The sequence below is a fragment of the Microbacterium sp. RURRCA19A genome (genome assembly GCF_900156455.1).
GTDB lineage: Bacteria > Actinomycetota > Actinomycetes > Actinomycetales > Microbacteriaceae > Microbacterium.
This window is the reverse complement of sequence record NZ_FTNQ01000006.1, coordinates 1-19,451: the sequence shown is the minus strand read 5'-3', so window position 1 is coordinate 19,451 and position 19,451 is coordinate 1. Positions and strand designations below refer to the sequence as shown.

General features: G+C 66.0%; 24 protein-coding genes. 12 read left to right on the top strand and 12 right to left on the bottom strand.

Annotated features, from left to right (window positions below; genetic code table 11):
• Positions 1-35 precede the first annotated feature (35 nt).
• From BW982_RS18330 to BW982_RS16330, 9 genes are all read right to left on the bottom strand, one after another.
• The gene (locus BW982_RS18330; protein ID WP_175611136.1) at positions 36-2,195 is read right to left on the bottom strand and encodes a type IV secretory system conjugative DNA transfer family protein; all 2,160 of its coding nucleotides are present in this window, start codon (positions 2,193-2,195) and stop codon (positions 36-38) included.
• Positions 2,188-2,424 carry a hypothetical protein gene (locus BW982_RS16365; RefSeq protein ID WP_076495146.1) on the bottom strand — a complete coding sequence of 79 codons (237 nt, stop codon included), beginning with the start codon at positions 2,422-2,424 and terminating at the stop codon, positions 2,188-2,190. Before BW982_RS16365 ends, BW982_RS18330 begins: the two co-directional genes overlap by 8 nt.
• Before the next feature lie 163 nt (positions 2,425-2,587).
• A complete protein-coding gene (locus BW982_RS16360) occupies positions 2,588-2,806 on the bottom strand; it encodes a hypothetical protein (protein WP_076495144.1) in 219 nt (72 codons plus the stop codon).
• Positions 2,807-2,809: 3 nt separating this feature from the next.
• On the bottom strand, positions 2,810-3,472 hold the full coding sequence (locus BW982_RS16355; protein WP_083696775.1) for an MT-A70 family methyltransferase: 663 nt from the start codon (positions 3,470-3,472) through the stop codon (positions 2,810-2,812).
• A gap of 225 nt (positions 3,473-3,697) precedes the next feature.
• Positions 3,698-4,321 (bottom strand): hypothetical protein, encoded by a 624-nt coding sequence (locus BW982_RS16350; RefSeq protein WP_076495142.1) that lies wholly within the window; start codon positions 4,319-4,321, stop codon positions 3,698-3,700.
• On the bottom strand, positions 4,318-5,040 hold the full coding sequence (locus BW982_RS16345; RefSeq protein WP_076495140.1) for a vWA domain-containing protein: 723 nt from the start codon (positions 5,038-5,040) through the stop codon (positions 4,318-4,320). The genes BW982_RS16350 and BW982_RS16345 overlap by 4 nt, the downstream gene beginning before the upstream one ends.
• Complete coding sequence (locus BW982_RS16340) at positions 5,037-6,107, bottom strand: hypothetical protein (protein WP_076495138.1); 1,071 nt, start codon at positions 6,105-6,107, stop codon at positions 5,037-5,039. Before BW982_RS16340 ends, BW982_RS16345 begins: the two co-directional genes overlap by 4 nt.
• A 2-nt stretch (positions 6,108-6,109) precedes the next feature.
• Entirely contained in the window at positions 6,110-6,889 is a 780-nt protein-coding gene (locus BW982_RS16335) for a hypothetical protein (RefSeq protein ID WP_076495136.1), read from the bottom strand.
• Between the two features lie 86 nt (positions 6,890-6,975).
• Entirely contained in the window at positions 6,976-7,497 is a 522-nt protein-coding gene (locus tag BW982_RS16330) for a hypothetical protein (RefSeq protein ID WP_076495134.1), read from the bottom strand.
• 267 nt (positions 7,498-7,764) lie between these two features.
• Between BW982_RS16330 and BW982_RS16325 the strand changes: the two genes are divergently transcribed.
• The gene (locus BW982_RS16325; RefSeq protein WP_139327517.1) at positions 7,765-9,360 is read left to right on the top strand and encodes a hypothetical protein; all 1,596 of its coding nucleotides are present in this window, start codon (positions 7,765-7,767) and stop codon (positions 9,358-9,360) included.
• Between the two features lie 217 nt (positions 9,361-9,577).
• Here the strand turns inward: BW982_RS16325 and BW982_RS16320 are convergent, their stop codons facing one another.
• Positions 9,578-10,138 (bottom strand): hypothetical protein, encoded by a 561-nt coding sequence (locus BW982_RS16320; RefSeq protein ID WP_076495130.1) that lies wholly within the window; start codon positions 10,136-10,138, stop codon positions 9,578-9,580.
• Positions 10,139-10,406: 268 nt separating this feature from the next.
• Positions 10,407-11,489 carry a hypothetical protein gene (locus tag BW982_RS16315; protein ID WP_076495128.1) on the bottom strand — a complete coding sequence of 361 codons (1,083 nt, stop codon included), beginning with the start codon at positions 11,487-11,489 and terminating at the stop codon, positions 10,407-10,409.
• Between the two features lie 164 nt (positions 11,490-11,653).
• Between BW982_RS16315 and BW982_RS16310 the strand changes: the two genes are divergently transcribed.
• The 3 genes from BW982_RS16310 (at position 11,654) to BW982_RS16300 (ending at position 13,302) form a co-directional block, all read left to right on the top strand.
• Entirely contained in the window at positions 11,654-11,941 is a 288-nt protein-coding gene (locus tag BW982_RS16310; protein WP_076495126.1) for a helix-turn-helix transcriptional regulator, read from the top strand.
• Positions 11,942-12,390: 449 nt separating this feature from the next.
• Positions 12,391-12,753, top strand: coding sequence for a hypothetical protein (locus BW982_RS16305; RefSeq protein WP_139327516.1), 363 nt, complete (start codon positions 12,391-12,393; stop codon positions 12,751-12,753).
• A gap of 381 nt (positions 12,754-13,134) precedes the next feature.
• Positions 13,135-13,302: a helix-turn-helix domain-containing protein gene (locus tag BW982_RS16300; protein WP_175611135.1), complete on the top strand. Its 168-nt coding sequence runs from the start codon at positions 13,135-13,137 to the stop codon at positions 13,300-13,302.
• A 194-nt stretch (positions 13,303-13,496) separates the two neighbouring features.
• On the opposite strand, the gene BW982_RS16295 is transcribed toward BW982_RS16300, so the two are convergent.
• Complete coding sequence (locus BW982_RS16295; protein ID WP_076495120.1) at positions 13,497-14,309, bottom strand: GIY-YIG nuclease family protein; 813 nt, start codon at positions 14,307-14,309, stop codon at positions 13,497-13,499.
• Positions 14,310-14,457: 148 nt separating this feature from the next.
• Between BW982_RS16295 and BW982_RS16290 the strand changes: the two genes are divergently transcribed.
• From BW982_RS16290 to BW982_RS16255, 8 genes are all read left to right on the top strand, one after another.
• Positions 14,458-15,159, top strand: a complete 702-nt coding sequence (locus BW982_RS16290; protein WP_076495118.1) for a TIGR02391 family protein — start codon at positions 14,458-14,460, stop codon at positions 15,157-15,159.
• Between the two features lie 5 nt (positions 15,160-15,164).
• On the top strand, positions 15,165-15,650 hold the full coding sequence (locus tag BW982_RS16285) for a hypothetical protein (RefSeq protein WP_076495116.1): 486 nt from the start codon (positions 15,165-15,167) through the stop codon (positions 15,648-15,650).
• 57 nt (positions 15,651-15,707) lie between these two features.
• On the top strand, positions 15,708-16,025 hold the full coding sequence (locus tag BW982_RS16280; RefSeq protein WP_076495114.1) for a hypothetical protein: 318 nt from the start codon (positions 15,708-15,710) through the stop codon (positions 16,023-16,025).
• Between the two features lie 149 nt (positions 16,026-16,174).
• Positions 16,175-16,504, top strand: a complete 330-nt coding sequence (locus tag BW982_RS16275) for a hypothetical protein (RefSeq protein ID WP_076495112.1) — start codon at positions 16,175-16,177, stop codon at positions 16,502-16,504.
• Positions 16,505-16,712: 208 nt separating this feature from the next.
• On the top strand, positions 16,713-17,255 hold the full coding sequence (locus BW982_RS16270) for a DUF3846 domain-containing protein (protein WP_076495110.1): 543 nt from the start codon (positions 16,713-16,715) through the stop codon (positions 17,253-17,255).
• Positions 17,252-17,800, top strand: coding sequence for a DUF3846 domain-containing protein (locus BW982_RS16265; RefSeq protein ID WP_175611134.1), 549 nt, complete (start codon positions 17,252-17,254; stop codon positions 17,798-17,800). Before BW982_RS16270 ends, BW982_RS16265 begins: the two co-directional genes overlap by 4 nt.
• A gap of 183 nt (positions 17,801-17,983) precedes the next feature.
• Positions 17,984-18,733: a hypothetical protein gene (locus BW982_RS16260; protein WP_254845636.1), complete on the top strand. Its 750-nt coding sequence runs from the start codon at positions 17,984-17,986 to the stop codon at positions 18,731-18,733.
• Between the two features lie 324 nt (positions 18,734-19,057).
• The gene (locus BW982_RS16255) at positions 19,058-19,297 is read left to right on the top strand and encodes a hypothetical protein (protein WP_139327515.1); all 240 of its coding nucleotides are present in this window, start codon (positions 19,058-19,060) and stop codon (positions 19,295-19,297) included.
• Positions 19,298-19,451 lie beyond the last annotated feature (154 nt).

Here is a 19,451-nt window from a genome sequence, read left to right as displayed (position 1 = left end):
TCCTCGCCAGAGGTAGCCGGGAGATCTTCCGAGACTCATGAGCGCCTCGCCTTCTGCCCGCGAGGACGCTTGGCCTGTGGCGCGGCGGGTGCTGCGGCTGGCGTAGCGAGTGGCGCGTCGACGAGGGCATCTGGGACGGACTTGGGCTGCAGCCCATACATGGTGCGGCTGGTAGCGCGGATCTGCTCACCGGCACCAACGAGCGGCGCGGGTGGCAGCGTGCGGGCGGAGAACCAGTCGGTCGGGGCACCGCCCGCCACTAGACGTCCGTAGATCTCGTACTTGCCGAGACCTTGGAAGTCCTCGGTAGTGAGGCCCGGCGCGCGCTTGGCGAGGTCGGAGGCGTCTTTGTGCTCGAGGGCGAACACGATTTTCGTGCGGGCGTTGGTGTCGAAGCCTTCTCGCATCGCCGGAGGGAGTTGGGTCCGGTACTGGTGCGCCACGTGCCACGCGACCCCGTAGGAGCGGCTGGTCGCCATCGCGTCACCGATGTCGGTCGGGAGGTGGAGATAGTTCTGCACCTCGTCGACGAAGATCATCCCGGGTCGCTTCCAGGGTTCCTTCTCGCTCGCGCGCTTGAGCGTGGCGGTCCACAGCTCGGCGAGCACGAGGCTGCCGAGGAAGTTGGCGGCGCCCTTCCCGATGAGCGCTTCGTTGAGCGGCACCAGGACGGTCTTGCCTTCACGGAAGACATCGCGGAGCCGGAAGCGGGGCGACGGCTGTCCGAGCATGGCGACAAGGTTCTTGCGCATCACGATCTTGCGGAGCTTGTTCAGCGGTGCTGCGATCTGGTTGACGCGCTGGCGCACCGGCATGTCCTCGAACTCGCTCCAGAACACCGCGAGCGATGGATCGTCGGTGACGTACTTGACGGCTTCAAGCCGCAGCGGGGCGTCCGTGAGCAGCAGCGGCAGGTCCGGAATCGTGTACGGGATGCCGCGCCGGTGCCCAGCGAGCAGCAGGGTCACGAGCGCGCCCTGGATGAGGTACTCGGTGCGTGGTCCCCAGCCGTCTTGGAAGAGCGCGGCGAAGGCGGCGAGCAGGTTGTCGGCGACGACGTAGGGGTCATCATCGGCGCCGAGTTCCAGCGGGTTGAACCCGACCGGGAACTCGTCCGCTGCGTTCAGCACGACGATCCTGTCCGCGTCCGAGGCGGGCACCCGGTCGAGAATCGAGTCGATGAGTTGCTTCTTCGGCTCGACCACGACGCAGGCACGTCCCGCAGCGATATCACTGAGGATGAGGTGCTCCAGGAGCACACTCTTACCCGACCCCGTGGGCCCGAGCGCGACGGAGTGCTGAAGGCGCTGGTCGGGCGCGAACCCGATCAGCCGCTCCGGCCCCGGCCCACTCGCCGTGGCGAAGACGCTCTCCGTCCTCGACACGCCCTTCGGTACCGGCAGGCGCTTCGGATGGAGCGGTTCGATGCCGGGCAGGTCCTGCTCACCCAGCGGCCACCCGAGGAGCGGCGCAAGCTCCGAGGCGGTCAGTTCGAGGCGTGCCCGGACAGAACTTGCGAAGTGGAGGTTGGTCGGAGCCTCGCGTACAAGTGACAGGGTGACCCCGATAGCCTCGAGCCCCTGCAGGCTGCCAAACAGTCTGCGGGCCAGCAGCGCGCGGCGCCCTGCATCCGGCCCGTCGACGCCGATACGGACGACGACCTGGCGACGCACTTCGGCGGCGTGCTCCTGGAGCCTCCGTCGAGTGTCGAGCGATGCCTTCTTGACGCCATGCCAGAGTCTCGAGGTGAGCGGCTGGAGCGGATCAGGTGCATCAGCACGGACGAGTTGCGGAGCGAACGCCCGTCCCAGCACTACCTGGAGCACGAGGGATTCGCCGTCCTTTCGTGCCGCCAGGACGTTGTAGATCGCGGCGGTCAGCTGCTCGGGATCGGGGGAGCCTGTCGGCAGGCCATGTTGGCGAGCCTCGACGCGTCCGGCGGACACCAGCGGCGCCCGGGCGGCCGCCTCGAAGACGATGCCCGGCACGTGCCCTTTCAGCAGGTGCTTCAGGTAGTGGGCGCTCGTCTTGGCGCAGCCGAGGACGTGCTGGATGCCGTCGTCGCTCGCCCGCACCTCAAACGAGAGCGGGCGCGGTACGTCGGTTCCCGCCAAGCGGCTCAGCAGGGCGCTGGCCATGTCCGGCGAGATTGGACGAGGAAGATGCAGGCGGGTGAAGACGAACGGTTCAGGCATCGCCGTCCTCCTCGCCCGTCGAGGCGTCGCGGGCTTCGGTCGCGAGGCGGGCTTCTTCTTCGGCACGGGCTTCGGCTTCACGCCGCGCCTGCTCCAGACCGCCGCTGACGAGGATCTTCGCGATCTGCTCAGGGCGCAGGTCGTGATTGAGCTCGGAGAAGACCCAGACGCGGCGGTCGCGACTCTTGCGATACCGGCGTCGGCCTGCCCGATTCGGTGGGGTGCTCACAGGGCTACCTCCTCTCTATTCAGTTGTTGATGTGCTCCCGCCGATGCGCCGTGAAAGCGCCTGTGATCGCGGAGGGGACGCGGCACTATGAGGCACTGCCGTCGTTCTGTCAACCTACGTTGACGATTCCACAACGTCTCGCCAGGGGTGATCGTGCTCATGCTCACCACCGCCCATCTCGCCGCCGCCGGACGAATCGGACAGCGGCGTAGATGAGACTGGCGATGGCGGCAAGGAGCAGCAACCAGCCCCAGAACTGCGCCAGGAGCTGCAGCGCGAGCCAGAGCGCTATAACGCCGGCGAGGGCAAGCAGGCAGCCGTAGAGGAAGCGCTTCATGATCGGTACGGGCTCCTTGTCGTCGTGCTTGGGTTCGTTGAACATCGGTCACTCCTTCGAGGTGAAGGGCTCAGCGATGGAGCCGGGATCGGGCGTAGTGAAGTCCGCCGGGACGGCGTAGCCCCAGGGGAGAAGCGAGACGTCGCACGTCTCCAACTCCTGCCCCCAGAACCCGTGACGAGCGTCGGGGAACCGCTGGCGCGAGAACAGCTCGAGCACGCGGGCGTCGGGGCCGACGATCCGGCGCAGGATCGCCCACTGCTCGAGCGGCTTCTCGGAGTGGAGTCCGGCCGGTGAGATGAACCAGTCCTGCTGGGAGCGGAAGTGGCTGCGGACGTTACCGCGGGTGCCGACGAGCAGCACTTCGGTCGAGCGGCGGATCCCGATGCGGGGATCGCCGAAGCCGAAGCGGTTGGGTTTGCACCAGATGATGCGGTTCTCGTAGCGGTAGCCCCAGCTGCCCAGGATCTGCTTGGAGATCTCTTCCAGGCCAACGGTGGTCCACATGAACATCCAGGAATCTGGCTTCATGAGCGCCTGGATGGCCGGCGTCATCGCCTGGATCTCGGCGAGTGACATCGTGTCGTAATGCCTCTCGCCGCCTTGCTTGGGCCAAGGGGGATCCGCGAGGCAGGCGTCCCATTGCTGTCGGAACGGCGCCTCGCTGGAGGCCTTCACCTCCGCTACGGAGGGCTTCGTGGTGGTGGTCATGATGTGGTGGTCCTTCCTCCCGTCCGCCGAACGCTTGCTGGTCCAGGTCGGAGGGGACGGATAGTTGTGACGGATTCGAGTCGGGACGTCAACCGTCCGGTCGCTCCGGCGCCGAAGCGACGAGACATCCGGGCGGACGGTCACGGGCAGAGGAGGATGGGCGAGCCGCTTGGCTGTGGATGTGCGTGTTGTGGAATCGACGACACCCAGGGCCAGACCGCTCACCTACATGGACGGCGCGAGGTGCGACGGATGCGACGGGCAGATCGAGCCGGTCTGGTAGTCCATCCCCGCGGGAAGTACCTGCGGGTTGAACAGCCCTCGCCGCGCGGCTTCACCGAGCAGCGCGGCTTCGAGCCCGAAGCACACGACGTTCTCGACGAACACCCGCTGATCCGGCACGTAGTCGCGATAGACCGACCAGTGCAGGACGTTCCCGATCGCATCGGCGTGCAGCAGCCGCCACGGCAGCGACCCCCGGGACAGGCCGTGTTGCTCGGCGTCCCAGAGGTGGAACATCGCCATGTCCAACTCGTGCGGGTTGGAGAAGTTCCGCTCCCGCTCCAGGTGCGTCACGTCGTGCCAGTACCGGTAGACGAAGTTGCCCTCGGGCTCGGTGAAGATGACGCTCTCGGAGTGGTCGTTCAGGACCGGGAGTGGCGCTCCTGTGGACAGCGATACCTCCCACGCCTGACGCAGCTCGGTATAGGTGTTCGGGGCGTCCGGGGTGAAGACCCAGTCCACGCCGGCGCGGGCGCGGGTCACCTCGGCCCGCTCCCACACGAACGCGGTCAGCGTCTCCCGTGCCGCCTGCAGTTCCGACTCCGTAAACGTCGCCCGCCTGCTCACGACAGCACCTGCTTTCCGGCCGGGCCGTGCAGCAGCGAATGGCGCGCCGCCACGCGGGTCGCCGTCAGCGACCTGTGCAGTGCCGCCGCGAACGCTCCGGGAGGGTCCCCGGCGCTGAGCGTTGTCACGGTGACGTTGTCGGCGCCTACGAGGTCCGGTGGCACCTGCCCGCCGAGCACGACGGCGTGGATCCTCCCGGGGAAGGCCCGCAGCCTGGTGAACACCTCGGACAGGTCGACGTCGCTGAGCTCGAAGTCCGACACGATGACCCCGATGAGGTCGTGCTCCGGGTGCGCCTCCGCGAGTCGTTCCATCTCGGACAGGCTGGGCAGCAGGTCGCTGATTCCACGCCCGCCAGGGTTCTGGAGGGACGGGTCGAGCCGCTGCAGAAGACGTCGGTCGTTCAAGGACACGACACCGCTTGCGCCGAGCGGGTGGTCGAAGTGCAGGACGGCGACCTTCGACCGGCTGGTGTAGGTCCAGTCCGCCACGAGCCTGATCGCCCGCCGGGCCTCGTTGAAGCGATTGCCGATCGGGTCGTTGCCCTGCGGCGCGATCACCGAGCCTGAGCTGTCGAAGTTCAGCATCACCAGGCACGGCCGCTTCGACTCGAGCCCGGGCCAGCCGAGTTCGATCCAGGGCTCCTGCTCGCTTGGGAAGTCCCGCACCGGGATGAGCCCGCCCGAGAGAATGCCGGAGGGCTGGAGGTACGGGGTCATTTGGTGCCTCCTCGACGAGTTGTCTGCCCGATGGTGGTTGGCTCCGCGGCTGGCCCGTTCCCGGCGGTCTGCGGGTTTCTCCGGAGGATCCCGTAGAGCAGCGCCTGCATGTGGTGCCCTGCGGCGTCACCGCGGTGGGACTGCTCCGCTTGGATCGATGTCGCCGTCGCGAGCGCCTCGTTGTGACGCTGGAGCGCGGCGCTGGCGGCGAGCTCCTGATGCTTGGCGACTTCTCGGGTGTAATCCGCGTCGGCGTTGTCGATGAGGTCGGCGACGGCGTCGGCGTAGCAGAAGCTCTCGATCCAGCTGGCTGCCGCGATCGCCGCAGCGATCCCACCGAAGACCAGCCCAACGAGCGGATCCTCGATGCTGGCCCGCAGCGCGAAGATTGCGCAGGCCACTGTCGCTGCGACGGATACGGACACCCAGAGGAGTGCCTTGACGTACGGCCAGGCACGTTCGGGTGCCTCGAACAGATGGCGGTACGGGAGGAGTGCATCCGGGAGATCGGGCAGTAGGACGGCCCGCCGGATGCAGTCCCTGACGTCCCGGACTTCCGAGCCCGACAGCCCCGCCGTGACGGTGGCGGCGGCTGCCGACAGCGCCATGATCACTGCGATGGCCGGGATCTCCCCGAGCCAGATGGCGGCGGTGGCGATACCCGCGATGTCCCCGACCAGGAAGGCGGCCTTGGCCAGCAGATGCCAGCGCTTGGCTATCGGTGGCCGCCGCCGGTACGGCGTGAGCACCGCCAGCACCGTGACGTAGGTGGCCTTGACGGTCTCCACCACGACGCGCTGCCCCTCGACGAGCCACTGGTCTGCCGTGGCGGCGAGGGCAAGACCCGCCGCCTCGATTGTGGCCTGACGGGACTGCTCGACACCGAGGGCCTCAAACAGGTCGTGCTGCTCGCTGGTGAGTTCGTCGTACTCGGGGCTGACCCAGAGCTTCGCGACCGAGTTCGGCTGGGGTGTTGCCCCGGCCTCGTCGACGCGCTGCAGGGCGATCTGTTCGGCCAGTGCGTCGGCCGCGCTGGCGCCCGCCAGCGGATCCAGTTCCCGGGCCATTCCTAGCGGCCGTCCGTCATCACGAGGACGCTCGAAGCACCGGTGCGCTCCACCAGCCGCGTGTAGAAGACCTTCATCCCGGCGATGAAGTCGCTCGGAAGCGGGTCGCCGGCCACCCGGCCGATCCCGATGATCGCGACCGACCCCGAGAGCTGCGGCACCGCCACGGTGTCGGCCAAGGCGGTCGCCTCCTCCGGAGAGAGGACGCGGTCGATGACGACGCCCTGATTGTTCAGCCCATCCGTCAAGATCGAGGCTTCGAGTTCCATGTCGGGACGGAGCGCCTGGGCTTCCTCGAGGAGCCGCAGCAGGCCGGTGACGTCGGTGCCGCCCTCGGGGAGCAGTACGACGGCCGACTGGTAGTGCTTCGTGACCTCGGCCATCACCTCGTCGACCAGCGCCGGGACGCGGCGAAGCCGGGCCAGGTCGGTGGCACCCTCGACCTGCAGGTCGCCCTCGTAGATCGGGACGGTCACAGAGTTGGTGCCAAAGGCCACAATCTGGGTGTGGCCACCGCACACCGCGACGCGCTCGATGCGCGACTTGACATAGGCGAGGTACTCCCGCGCGATCTCCTTGCTCTGGGTTGTGCCCGACCCGTCGAGGGCCTCGTAGTCGTTGATCTTCTTACCGTCCGGGCACGACGCCAGCAGAGACTGCAGGCGCCCGAGGTCGCCGGGCGGGGTGGCGGTGCAGCCTGCCAGGAGCATCGCCGCGAGGGCGATGATGACGCTGACGAGGATGCCGAGGTGAGTCCCTTGGCGGGATACTGAGGATGTCATGGACGTTTCCTTTCCTTGATCTTTTGCAGGTGATGGGTGGGTGCTTCGTGACGGGGGCGGTCCAGTTGGCGCTGGATCGCCCCGCTCTAGTGGGTGGACGGGTGGCTCCGCGGGTCGTCCTGGAGGGCGTGGTAGATGCGTCGGCCAAGCCGGCTGCCCTCCCGGAGCGCCGAGTCCAGGACGCGGGCGCGCAGCTCGGGATCTGCCTGCATTTCCGGCACGAGGTTGAGCTGCTGGCGGGCAGCCGCCAACGCTTCGTGCAGGTCGGTCGCCAGCCCGAGGTCGACGCTGTCAGCGACGCGGCGGCCGAGCGGGCTAAGGGATGAGCGCACCGTGTTCGCCTCCACATCAGCCGCGGGCACCGGGAGAGGTGCCATCTTCGTCTCAGGCGTGGCGAATCCAGCGGAGCGGATCGCGGACTCGAGAGCGTGCAGTGTCTGACGGATCGCGCCCAGGTGCTTGAGCCCGGACGGTGCGATGAGGGCGCTGCCGCCGAACTCGAGGTCGGGATGCTGCACGGCGCGAAGCGCCTTGTCCAGTGCGTCGGAGGCAAGCTCCAGGCGGGTGATCGCCTGGAGCTGTGCGCTGGGAATGGTGGCGGCGGTCATGAGGTGTCTGGATCCTTTTTGCGGCTTCGTCGGGGTGTTCCGGAGGGCTTCCGGTCCGAACAGGATTGACGCTATGAACGACGGCTCAGGGGTGTCGAACGCAGTCCGGGGTGAAAGCTGGGCACCTGGGGAGCGCGCTGGTTCGGAACCTGGGGGAAAATCTGGAAACCCCTGGTCGGGCGCTGAAGTGGTGCCCGCGGCGCGCACCTTCGTGGGCGCGCTGCGGCAGACAGGGGCCGGTTGTCACGGCGCAGATACGCTAAGAGGGTGGAGCAAGCTGAGCGTGGGGATGTCGACGCGCTTCTGCCTGCATGGGAGCGAGAGCTGCGCGCTATCGCGACTGGCAGGGGTCACCGCATCGGGAGCTTCTCCGTGGCAACGCTTCCCGCGCTCGCTCGGGAACTCGGTGTGCACCCGAGCGCGGGAAGCGATGCGCTCCTGCAGCAAGTGCGGTACTCGGTGGGTGCGCTGAACAAGGCGCTCGCGGGCAACTGGCGCTACGACGAGTTCCGCGCTCGGCTGGCCGCTGCCGCTGCCTGGTGGGCGATCAGCGACCTATCGGAGATGGCTAGGCAATGGGCGGCGCATGTGCGTACCGCGAAGCTCCGGTCGCTACGAGGCGCGCACGCCGATACTCACCAGCGCTCCTTCCGCCACTCCGCTGCGGGCTTCGAGTATCGCCAGCATGTGGAGGGCCGACGCGGGTCGCAGTCGCTGGAAAGTGCGGACTACGACAACGCCCGCCGAGAGCCGTTCAAGACGAGCATCCAAGACGCGCTCGTGGCGTTCCTCCTGGCCGTGACGCAGGATGGCGAGGGCTTCGAGTTCTGGGATCCGGACAGCAATACGCTGCGCCGAGACGGGCCTCGGGATGCGACTATCCAAGGCGGCCGCGGCGCGCAGGCGCGCGCGACGTCCCGCCTCGCGCGCCCGCCCAAGGGGCCGCCTACGGACTCGCCGTGGCGCAATGCAAAGTTGGAGCATGCCGCGAAGTTTCACGAGGTGCAGCTGCTGGCGGGGCAATTGGCGTGGAGTTCGCTTCCGTCGCTCATCGAGTCTGGGACGCGGCTCGTAGAAGAGGCCGGCCTTGCTGCGTTCGGATCTGTCAAAGACCTTGGTGTCCGACTCAATCTGCTCGCTCGCGTGCGCGAAACGCTCGACCTCTTCACGCCGGCCATCTTCGATCGACCCCTCGATCGGCTTCTTCATGCCTACCAAACCGGCGTGGTCGCTCCTCCTCTCACGATGACGCAGCGCCGGGCGCTTCGACGGGAAGCGAAAGAGTACTTGCGCCCTGGCATGCACGTCGAGGATATGGGGGATGCCCTCTCCCGCGCCGCTGATGTGCGGGCCAGTTGGCAGCAGACCAGAGTCGGAATCGACAGTCCGACGGTGCCATTGAGGCTTAGTTCGGTAGCCGACGCGTGGCGCACCGTCGACGATTCCCTCGGAGCGATCGAGCGAATACTCGGATGCTGGGTGTGGGGCGAGCTCGCCAGCCAGCCCCTCGACGCGCTGAACGCCACGCTTGAAGCAGTCGCCGCCGATGGTCCGTACGTCAACGATCTCGTCGAGCTGGTTCGCCTGCGCGCCCGGATGACGGACCTCGCGCTCCAAGGCATCCTTAACGAAACCATCGCGGCCGTGCTCGAAGACCAGCCAGACCTTGACCCTCGCGACGTCGAGCTCTCCGTCCTGCGGCAATGGGATGCGGCGATCACCGCCAACCCGGCCGAAGCGATCGCGATGCGACAGGTCATCAGGGGCGGGGCAACGCGCGCGAGCGAGGTGCGACGGGTCGCGCCAACGATTATGGCCATCATCTGGTTGTTGAAAGGTGGAGAGCGGGCGACTGCGGACTGAGCGAGCCCGCAGGGCCGCCGGGACGCGAGGGGCAGTAGTCGCTTCGGTCGTTGCGCTTTGCGGTATCGAGTAGTGCGCAGGCGGCGGCGTGACCTGGGCTGGGATACCAAAGCACCTCGGCGCCGGCCGAGGTGCTGGTGGTAGGAAATGACAATGCCCCGCCCACGTCCGTGACGGTGCTGCGACCGCGAACCGCGAGGGCCAGGCGGGAGCATTGTCAGTTCGATGTGGCGGGGCTTTGAAGCGCTTGGTGCCGGGCGCGAGCTCGACGGAGCTTCAGGATGTGGGTCAGGCGCGTACTCCAGTTCCCTACTTGCGGAGTGGCGTTGCCGCCGTAGAGGTGGTCGTACGTCTCTGTCGTCCAGCTGAGCTGGACCTCGTCCCGCGTGGTCATCTCGAGCATGGAGTACGTGGCCTCGAAGACGTCATCATCGGGGTCCTCCAAGAGGAGGGCCCAGGCGATCTCCTCGATGCGATCGATTCCGCGGCACAGCAGTCCGGGGAAGAGATCAACGATGAGTCGACGCATCAGGAGGGGTCGTTCGCGCTGAACGGTGTCGACGAGCAGCAGCTCAACAACCCGCATTGCGAACTCGGGGTCATGGGGCGCGACGTGCTCGCAGAGCTCATCAATGAAGAGCCTGGGCTCCTCGTCGGTGTCCCAGTCGATCAGTGCGCCGACGAGTTCGACAAACTCTTCGGCACTGTGCTCGCGGATGAACTCCGCAATCGTCTGATCGGGGCGAGGTACGGGCGGAAGGCCATGGTGTGTCGGCATGGTGATAGTCCTTTCGTGTGTCGGTAATGCCGACGCCCAACACACACAGGGTGGTTGAGAGTGGCGCTTCGCCGCTGATGGTCAGCAACGAGGGGTCACCCTCACGTCCCGCAGGACAGCCCTTGTTATGACACATTCGACCTCATTTGTAAAGAGACGCGCGTGCGTTGGGCCGCCGTCAACAGGGGTGGCCCGCCCGATGTGCTTTCCACAACAGGAACCCGCCAAATGTGATCTTGATTGAACCCGGAGCCGCTCACTCGACCTGCTACTGGCAGATCTGCACGTTCCCCTGCAGCCCGATGCGGGCCGTGAAGCTGCCTGCGCTTGTGGCATTGGAGATCTCGGCGGTGCAGGCCTCCGGCGTGAAGCTGAGGCTACGTTGCCCGACCATCTGGCTCGTGTAGCCAACGACCAGGGAGGCGCCCTGGACTTCATTCGCGAGCGTCGGCGCGACGGCCTCATCGACACGGTAGAACATGGTGGAGGTTGACGCGGCGCCACCGTCCGTCTTCCACGGGGAGGCGGAAGAGTGCAGCGTGACGCTCTGATTGACTGTTGGCATCGCGCTTGGTGCTGAGACGGTGTTCAGCACGAGGGTGCACCCTGTCCCGGAGACGGTGAGGGTGCGCGCAGCGGTTGTGCCGCCGACGGACCCCTGCTGCTCGAGCGGAGTTGTGCAGATCGCGGACGACGCGGGGAATGAGAGGGCGATGACTGGTAGGTAGAGCTCACCGAGCGTCCGTCCGGCCGTCGTGTTCGTCAATGTCGCGGTGAAGTTGTAGTCGATCGTGAGGTCGGTCTTGCCGGGAGGAGCGTGCGTGACGCTGCTTGTCGCGCTGGCGCTGAAGGTGTCGACCGCGATTGTGTAGGTGTAGCCACCACCAGTCATCACGCCGAATGACGGCGAGGGTTCTGCGACGGCGGGAGGCTCCTCGGTAGGTTCTGGCGTGCTGATCGCGCTGAGATCGGGCTCGAGTCCGGTGCACGCTGCCCGCATGAACGTGTCCGCATGCGGCCACGAGAAGCTCATGTCGCCAAACGCTGCGGCCTCCACGCCTCCGTCAGAGGTACGGGAGGCAAAGTCTGCCATGTCTGAGAACAAGGACGAGACGTCCTTATCTGAGATCGCCTCCGACAACGTGGTGAACATCTCGGCGAACTCGTCCGAGGTGTGCTGCCCTTCCGTCGAGCCTCCCTCCTGCAGTGCGGTGACCTGTGTGACGAAATCGACATACGCGTCACGCTCCGTGTCGCAGTAGCTGCTGGGCGGCGGAGCGCTATTTGAGGCGCACCCTGCGAACAGCGCCGAGGAAGCGGCGACCGTGCCCGCGATGAGAACGGTGGACATGCGGCTGCTGCGGAAACGTCCCACGATGAGGCTCCTGGATTGGGGCTTAGGTGACGTGCGGGAGGGCACGCCAGCGGACGGGCTGAGCCTCTTGGTGGAGGTCGCTCACACGATGCCATATACAGGAGGCCACCTGCAAATGCCGAGGCTTTCATGCTGAAAAAATGGCAAAACGACGACCTGAGGGGGCTTGGGCGGCGTATGCGCGCACAGTCGGCACGAACATCCACCGCGCCCGCCTAGAGCGCGGACTCTCGCAAGAGCAGGTCGCCTACGCTGCCGGGCTGAGCCGCTACACGTTCCAGAAGTTCGAGAAGGGCGAGTCCATGCCGGACACGCCCGCCAACCCGAGCCTGCGCAACATAATGGCCATCGCCCAAGTCCTCGGCATGACCCTCGATGATCTCGCCCCGCAGCCTTGGCCGGATCTGTCGGCAGGTCGCGCGGAGTGAGCCCAGACGGGTCGGCGCTCGTCGGTGCAATCGCCTGCCGCGGTGCCATGAGCGCTATCTGTAGCGCTCACTCCGACGCGACCGGCGCTATTTGCTATTGACACGTTCGAACAAATATGCGATACTAGCGGCCAGTCGAGGTCTCATTTGATACGAGAACACTCGACAAGAACGCTCATCGACTTCTCGCTTACGTGATGCGTTCGGGATAGCTCTCCACCCGCCTCTCGGGTGCGGGAGTGGCGACATCATCGCGGCAGTGCTGCGGAGCTGGTGCGGTCACTCCTGCAACCGCAGGAACTGGAATCCGAACAAACCAGGAGAGCAGAATGCCGACAACTTCTCGGCCGAGACAAGGGTCGAACCCCGGCTCGAAGATCGACGCTACCGGGCTAGAAGCGAGCGTCTCGTTGACGGAGCCGTGGACCATACCCTTCGATGATGCGCACGTGTGCGTAGGCGATCAGCAGTACCGCGTGCACGTACACGGTGGCGGTCTCGTCGGCCGTCACGCCGTTGTCGCTCCCAGCGTCTTCGTCGGACCGAACGCGATGGTCAAAGACCGCGCGATCGTTGTCGGATCCGTCCGGCTGTTCGACCGCTCCGTGATCGAAGGAACCGCCCTCGTGGCCGACAGCGTCACGCTGCGCGAGAATGCGAGCATCGGCGGTGAGGCACTCGTCCGCGGGCAGGCCTCTCTCGCCCATCACGCCCGAATCGATGGTGACGCGCGCGTCAACGGCGGAGTGCTCTTGCAGCATTACGCGCACATCAGCCGCGGAGTCCTCTCCGGTGGCATGACGGTCAACTGACCATCAACTCGAGCCCGCCTCGAGCGAAAAGAAGAGCCCGCGCGGGCGACTTCCGCCGCTCGGCGGGCTCTTCTTTCAGCTCGAAGATGAGGTAGTGCTTCGGAGACGCCTTCCCAAGCGCTGAAACTCGTCGTCTGCCGAGAATCTGGCGATGGCCAGCAAACGCTTCTTGAGCTCCGGGTCCTGGTTTGCTTGGAAGAGAATGCGATCCTGACACTTGGCGAATTCGGCTTTCGAGCTACCCATTCGACGTTCGGTTCGGAGCTTGCGGCGTTCCCCAGCGCGCGGTGTGCTAAACCGAGCGCGGCACCCAGTTAGCTCGTTAAGACCACCGTCATCCATCCGAGCAAGCTCTCCGAGTCAGGCCCCATGCTGCTCAGTTTGAAAGATGCAGCAGCTGCGCTCGGCATTCCCTACTCAGCGCTCTACGAGCTGACCAACCGCGGCGACATCGAGTACACGAAGATGGGCTCAAGGAAGTATATCCAGCGTGAGCACCTCATGAGCTTCATCGCGACGAACACCCACCGCGGCTACTCGTCGAGCTGACTCGCGCCGTGATCTCTGCGCCGGAACGGCCCACTTCCGGCGCGCTTCGCTTTAGCGCTGGCCTCTGACGCTCACTGCAAGAGTCACTCCGTGCTGAGGAGCGGGTCGGGGTTCGGATCCCTCTAGAGCACTTTCCGGCCTAGCCTGGTATTTATCTGCGCGCAGTCCGTACCGACGCACGCCGCACGGCGGCGCTAGTTTCGGTTCAACCCGTGCTGCACCGAGTCGAGCGCAACCTTGAAATGGCCTTCCGCCGCGTTGATATCTGCCCTCGGCGTCGAGGGGTCGAAGACGCGGAGCAGCGAGAAGCGGAAGCTGCTGGGGTCGAGCGTCTTCAGCTCGACATTGCCGCCGTGGCCGTTGGTGGCGTAGGCGTGCCAGCGCTGCCGGATGCTCTCTTCGCCGTCTGCCTTGCCCACATAGTGCCGACCGTCGCGGGTGTCCGTGATGAGGTAGATACCGAAGACCGAGGAGAGCGCAGTGCGCCACGAAGCGTAGCGGTGCTCCCGCATGACGGCTTGCAGCTGGACGTGGCTCAGCACGAGTCGGTCGAATCCCGGAAACGGTATGGGTTCGGCGTCTGCGATGCCCACGACCGGGTAGCTCGCTGCGGTGGACGCGTTCATCCGCCAAGTGCGGGGAGACTTCCAACCAATCACGAGGCGAGCGCGCAGGTCTTCCATGTGCTCGGTCTCGACGATGTCGAAGGTCCGGCGGATCTCGTCGCGGGAGACCTCGCCGCGGTTCTCCACGACGGACCAGAGCCGCGCTTGATCGCCGCCCTCCTTGATGAACACGACCCAGTACCGCGGTGGCAGTGCCGGAAAGCGCCTCGTGTCAGAGGACTGTGTCCCGGTGTACGAGAAGATCTCGGCATGCGTCGAGTCCGCGTGCAGACCGGTGAGGCCGCTCTCCTCGGGCTCGGTCACAAATGCGTGCCGGATGACGAGCGCCTGTGCGGGCTCGATGCCGGCGTCAATCAGCAGTGGGCCAAGCGTCAGTGGCATGGGCGGGTCTCCTCGTCACGTGCTCACTCACGCTATCCGCCACCGACCGGGCGTCGCACACCAACGTGCGCGCACATTGGCTTTGAGTGTCCGCGCTGCGCAATACCCTGATCGCCATGGAGACACACTTCTCTCGTGTACCGGCGTCGTGACAGCCGCAGATGTCCGCACGCTGAGCAACGACGAGATCACGCAAGTTCCCGTCGACCGCCTGGCGCTGCTGGTGCTCGACGATGCCCTTCGAGTCAGTACGTGGAATTGGCGCAACTGGGCGCTCGGCTTCGCCCAAGACCGCCCCCGCGAGGGATTGGCTGACGCGCAGAACGCGATCGCTGAGGCGTGGGGCTGGCTCATGGCAAAGACCCTCATCTCGACGAAGGGCACGGGCGGCTCGTACGACTTCCACGATTTTCGTGTGACGCGGGCGGGGCGCCAGGCGCTCGAACGAGGCCTGCCGTACGTGCGCGCGGCGATCCGTCTCGATGTCGAGCTGGTGGAGCCACTGGAGCAGAAGGTGCGTCCCCAGTTCTTGCTCGGAGACTTCGAGCTGGCGGCGTTCGCTGCTATGCGTGAAGTGGAGATTGCAGTCCGAGAGAAGGGCGGTCTTGGCACGGATCTCGTTGGTGTGGCACTGATGCAGAACGCCTTCCGAGAGGGCGGGCCGCTCCACGATTCCGAGGTGCATCCGGCGGAGTCAGTCGCACAGATGAACCTCTTTGCCGGCGCGATGGGCCTGTTCAAGAATCCGGCGTCGCACCGCCGAGTGGACTATCAGGATCCAGGCGAAGCGAGCGAGGTCATCTTGCTGGCCGACCTCCTTCTGCGGATCCTTCGGCGGCAAGCGGCGTAGCCGCGATGCTGGCGATGGAGCCCGAGCACCGCCACACCCTCACGGCGGCCCTTCTCCGGGTGCTGAAAGCAGCCGAGGCTCTCACGAAGGACTGCGTCCGTGGCCCGCTGACTGCGTGGAGCTGGTCGGCCGAGATCGCGGCGTCGAACCTCAACCTCGCGCCTGCCTGGGACGGCAACGTGCTCCATTCGCGGCTACGCGGTGACATCGCGCGCGGCACCGAGGCCGCCCGCGAGCACGGACTCGCGCTCTTCGAGTTGGCTCGATCCCGTCGCGAACTCGCGGTGCCGCTGGCGACGGTTACCCGGGCTGCCATCGAGGCGTATGGACGCGTCTACTGGCTCCTGAGTGCCGAGACTGTCGAGGAGTGCATCAGCCGCCTCGCGTCATTGGAGTATCTGGCGCTGTCATACCCGGAGCGGGTGGGCGCGCTCCTTCGGCGGCTCCCGTTTGAAACTGAGGCGACGAAGCCGGTCGACGAGCATCGATAGCGCCTTGCGGTCTGGGCCAAAGCGCGTGGCGTCACGCTTGGCGGTGGTGCGCCAGGCGTGCTCGCGATCGCACTGTTGGAGTCGATGTATCCGAGTCACGGCGCGTACACCTACTCGGGCCTGTCCGGAGCGGCGCACGCCAACGAATGGGCGACGGCGAACTTCTATGACTTCCAATCCGGCCGCATCCGCCGCGACGACAAGATGCTCATGGAGTACTGCATGTACACCATCGAGGCGACCAAGACGATCTGCGAGCTGCTTGTGCAACGGTTCGAGCCCGACGTCGCGGTAGCCCAGCGCTGGACACACGCGTATGACGGTGCCCAGCGAAGCATCGCCGGTTTCGTAAATCGGACGCCCGAGCCCTCCTGACCTCATCAGAGGTAGCTCGTTGTGGAATGAACAACGGGTATTGACTTTCCAGATCGTTCGTTCATAATCGCTCATCCGCCTCGCCGGGCTGCGACGCAGAGAGGACCCCACCCGGGGGTCGTCCGTCGCTTCCGATGAGGAGGCTCAGCATGGCTGAGAATGAACTGCGCGAGGTGCCGGCCACGGCCCTCGGGCCCCTGCGGACACTGGCTGTTCGCATCACCGACGGCCTGCGGGCACAGCTGGACGTGATCGCCCAGTTGAACGACCGCACCGTCACCGAAGAGATCCGTCTGGCACTGGAGTCCTGGATCGAGGCTTCCAAGTCCGATCCGAAGGTGCTCCAGCGCGCCGAGACGGTGCGGGCAGAGATCGAGCGCGAGGCACAGACCAAGCAGAGCGCGATCGAGGCCATCTTCGGCGCCGCCGATTCCGGAGCGAAAGCTCCGTCGAGTCGCGGAAAGGCTGCTCCCGCGTAGGACGACATTCGTCCGCGCTCGGTTGAGCGGCCAGCACTCCCTCCCTTGTCACTGGGGGTTCGGGAGAGGGCGGCTGTCCCGGAGGTCGAGTGCTTCAGCGCACTGCCTCCGGGCCGGTCGCCTGAAGCAACCCATCTCGTTGCTGCCCCGCGACTTGTCAGGGAACCCATCGGGGTTCTCGGTCGCGACAACAGTAAGGAGGTGGGAGGTGGTGCGAAGCATCGTCATCCCGCATGACATACGGCGGCCCGCTCGCGTGTGCGAGCTACCCGATCTGGGCGCGTTCCAGACCGCCGTTGACGGCAATCTGGAACCGCTCGAGATCCCTACCCTCGACGTCACCGTCTACATGAACGAGGGCGCACGTCGGGAACATCAACCGCTCAACGTCCGCGCCTCGGCGCTCTGGTGGTACTGCAGCGCGGTGCCGACCGAGTATCCGCTGATCCTCGGCGACGTGGTGCTGTCCGGCAACGGTCAGCACTTCGACGAAGACGGCGGTGACGTCCCGGTACTCGTGGAACGGTTCCTCGGCACGAGTAGCATCCTCGTGCAGGCCACGAGACGAGGCGACCAGCGAACCTGGCTCGACACCATGGCACGCTTCGACAACGTGTTCGATGCCGCCGTCTGGTGCTCGCTGTTTCGGGCGACCATGGGCGGGGCGTCCCGCTTCCGCATCGTCGGGGAAACCTCGGGCACCGACCTGCTCGCAGGCCTCCGCGCTTCCGGAGGTGAGCTGCTGTGGTGAGGGCACTGCGCCTCCCCGCCGACCAAGACGAGCCGATCACCGCGCTGGAGGTCCACCAGCTGGAGGACTACCAGGCCGCGGTGGGCGGCTGGATCGAGCCGGTCGACATCCCGGAGCTCGGGATCACGATCTACGTCCACGAGGAAGGCTTGGTGCTCGGGTTGCCATTCAACTCCCGCGCCACCTTCCTCTGGTGGTACTTCATTCCTGAGGCCCGCCATAAGGCGATGCTCGTCGGTCCGGCGCTCATCGTCGGGCTGCCGGACCGAAACGGCGACAGCACGAGCATCCCGAACGACGTCGCTCGGCTCCTCACCGAACCGGGCAGATGGCGCGTCGAAGCGAAGGTAAAGGGTGAGAAGGACTGGATGCAGATCCCGGCGACCCACACCGACTACTTCGAGGCGCTCGTCTGGGCGATGGTCACGCTTGAACGATGGAGGCACGCAGAAGACGTCCGCGTCGTTCCCGTGGGCAGCGGCATCACCATCCAGCCGATTCGCGCCACCGACGCGGTCGACCTGGAACACCCACCCGCCACCTGACGGACTCAGGCACACCCACCACCGCGGCGGCGACTGCCCGGACCTTGAGCACCACGAGTACTCGGTTCGGCGCGGTCGCCGCTTCTTTCACGTCGCGCTCGCCGCCACGCTGTACGGTCCCATGGACAAGACAGGCCACAGTCGCGCGAACGCGGTGTCCGTTCGCGCCGCTACAGTGCGGAAGTGACCTCCAACAGGCAGCTTGTGTCCGATCTCACCGCAGCGGCCGACCATCTCGACTCTCTCGATCGCGCGCTGGCCTACGACGAGTTCGTCGCCGAGCTTCTCATCGCGGTGCCCGAGGAGTCGAGCGACGTGCACTGGATGGCCGACAACCAACTCGTCAACATCTTCATCACCCAGCGGCAGGCCGCACCCGCAGAACTCACGGGACGCATGCGGCAGTGGATCGCCGACTCCAGCCGCTGGACGATCGATGGACTACGCGCTGACGGCTTCAACGGCTTTGTCCGCTTCGCCGACCTACCAGCAACAGATGTTCCCAAGGCAGGTGGTGTCTACCTCGTCATGCGTCCCCGAGACGACGAGCCGCCGGAGTTTCGTGAGGTCAGTCCGGCTGGGTGGTTCCAACGCCGCGACCCATCCGTGCCGCTCGAGAAGCTACAGAGCAAGTGGCTGCGCGATGCCGAAGTCATCTACATCGGCGTCGCCACGCCCGGTGCCAATGGCCGACGCGGGATCTCCAAGCGCCTCGACGAGTTTCGTCGCCACGGCGCGGGGGAGCCGATCGGACATTGGGGCGGTCGCTACATCTGGTGCCTCGCGGACAGCGATGAGCTGCTCGTTGCATGGCGCGTCGAAGCGGAGGATCCTGGAGCGGTCGAGGCCAAGCTGACTCGCGAGTTCACCGCGCACTACGGCAGACTCCCATTCGCCAACTTGAAGCAGGAGCGGCGGCGCACGCAGCCTTGACCATTCGCTTCGGGTTTCGTGCGAGTACGGCGTCAGCCGTCAGCGCCGGACTCCCTGCGAGGGCGGTACTTTCGAGAGTCGCCAAGAGGCTGTGAATAACCTCCGCGGGCACCTGCCTCCCGGCGTACGGTGATGTCGTGCTCATCCAGTTCCCCGGCGACCCGCTCGCGCTGTCCACGATGAACTGCCCGGGCTGCCTATCGCCACTCGAAGCGCGGAGCTTTGGCTGGTGGTGCTCGTCGTGCCTGGCGGCGCACTTATCCGAACAGACGACCGCGGTGTCCGAGACGGGTCCTAGCATCGAATATCTCTACGGCGATGGGGATGACGATGCGAGTACCGGTCCGCGAGAAGATTCAACTCTGGTGTGAGGCAGGCGTACCCCACCGCCTCGTCTGGCGGCAGGAGCGTTGGCGGGTCATTGATACGCCCACCCTGCAGGCCGACGGCGTTCTCTGGGACGCCTGGCGCTTCACCGCCCGGTCTGATCGGGACCACCGGACGGTGGTCGTCGACGTCGAACGCATCGGCGAGCGGTGGCTGCGTGTTGCGGCTTGGGACTGAAAGTGGTTTGTCGAGCGTCGCTGGTCTTGTGGCGCGTTTGCTACTCGTCTTACGGAGTCTGAATCGGCCTGACTTTCGTTCCGTTCTTCAAGCAAGGATGGAACTCGATGAACAGGAAGTACTCGCCGGAGATGCGTGAGCGGGCGTTGCGGAT

Excerpts from the sequence above, each read along its gene's own strand:
- BW982_RS16340 (WP_076495138.1), bottom strand. The coding sequence starts at position 6,107 with ATGGCCCGGGAACTGGATCCGCTGGCGGGCGCCAGCGCGGCCGACGCA.
- BW982_RS16360 (WP_076495144.1), bottom strand. The coding sequence starts at position 2,806 with ATGTTCAACGAACCCAAGCACGACGACAAGGAGCCCGTACCGATCATG.
- BW982_RS16320 (WP_076495130.1), bottom strand. The coding sequence starts at position 10,138 with ATGCCGACACACCATGGCCTTCCGCCCGTACCTCGCCCCGATCAGACG.
- BW982_RS16275 (WP_076495112.1), top strand. The coding sequence starts at position 16,175 with ATGGCTGAGAATGAACTGCGCGAGGTGCCGGCCACGGCCCTCGGGCCC.
- BW982_RS18330 (WP_175611136.1), bottom strand. The coding sequence starts at position 2,195 with ATGCCTGAACCGTTCGTCTTCACCCGCCTGCATCTTCCTCGTCCAATC.
- BW982_RS16315 (WP_076495128.1), bottom strand. The coding sequence starts at position 11,489 with ATGTCCACCGTTCTCATCGCGGGCACGGTCGCCGCTTCCTCGGCGCTG.
- BW982_RS16285 (WP_076495116.1), top strand. The coding sequence starts at position 15,165 with ATGCTGGCGATGGAGCCCGAGCACCGCCACACCCTCACGGCGGCCCTT.
- BW982_RS16330 (WP_076495134.1), bottom strand. The coding sequence starts at position 7,497 with ATGACCGCCGCCACCATTCCCAGCGCACAGCTCCAGGCGATCACCCGC.
- BW982_RS16310 (WP_076495126.1), top strand. The coding sequence starts at position 11,654 with ATGGCAAAACGACGACCTGAGGGGGCTTGGGCGGCGTATGCGCGCACA.
- BW982_RS16295 (WP_076495120.1), bottom strand. The coding sequence starts at position 14,309 with ATGCCACTGACGCTTGGCCCACTGCTGATTGACGCCGGCATCGAGCCC.
- BW982_RS16335 (WP_076495136.1), bottom strand. The coding sequence starts at position 6,889 with ATGACATCCTCAGTATCCCGCCAAGGGACTCACCTCGGCATCCTCGTC.
- BW982_RS16255 (WP_139327515.1), top strand. The coding sequence starts at position 19,058 with ATGACGATGCGAGTACCGGTCCGCGAGAAGATTCAACTCTGGTGTGAG.
- BW982_RS16355 (WP_083696775.1), bottom strand. The coding sequence starts at position 3,472 with ATGACCACCACCACGAAGCCCTCCGTAGCGGAGGTGAAGGCCTCCAGC.
- BW982_RS16345 (WP_076495140.1), bottom strand. The coding sequence starts at position 5,040 with ATGACCCCGTACCTCCAGCCCTCCGGCATTCTCTCGGGCGGGCTCATC.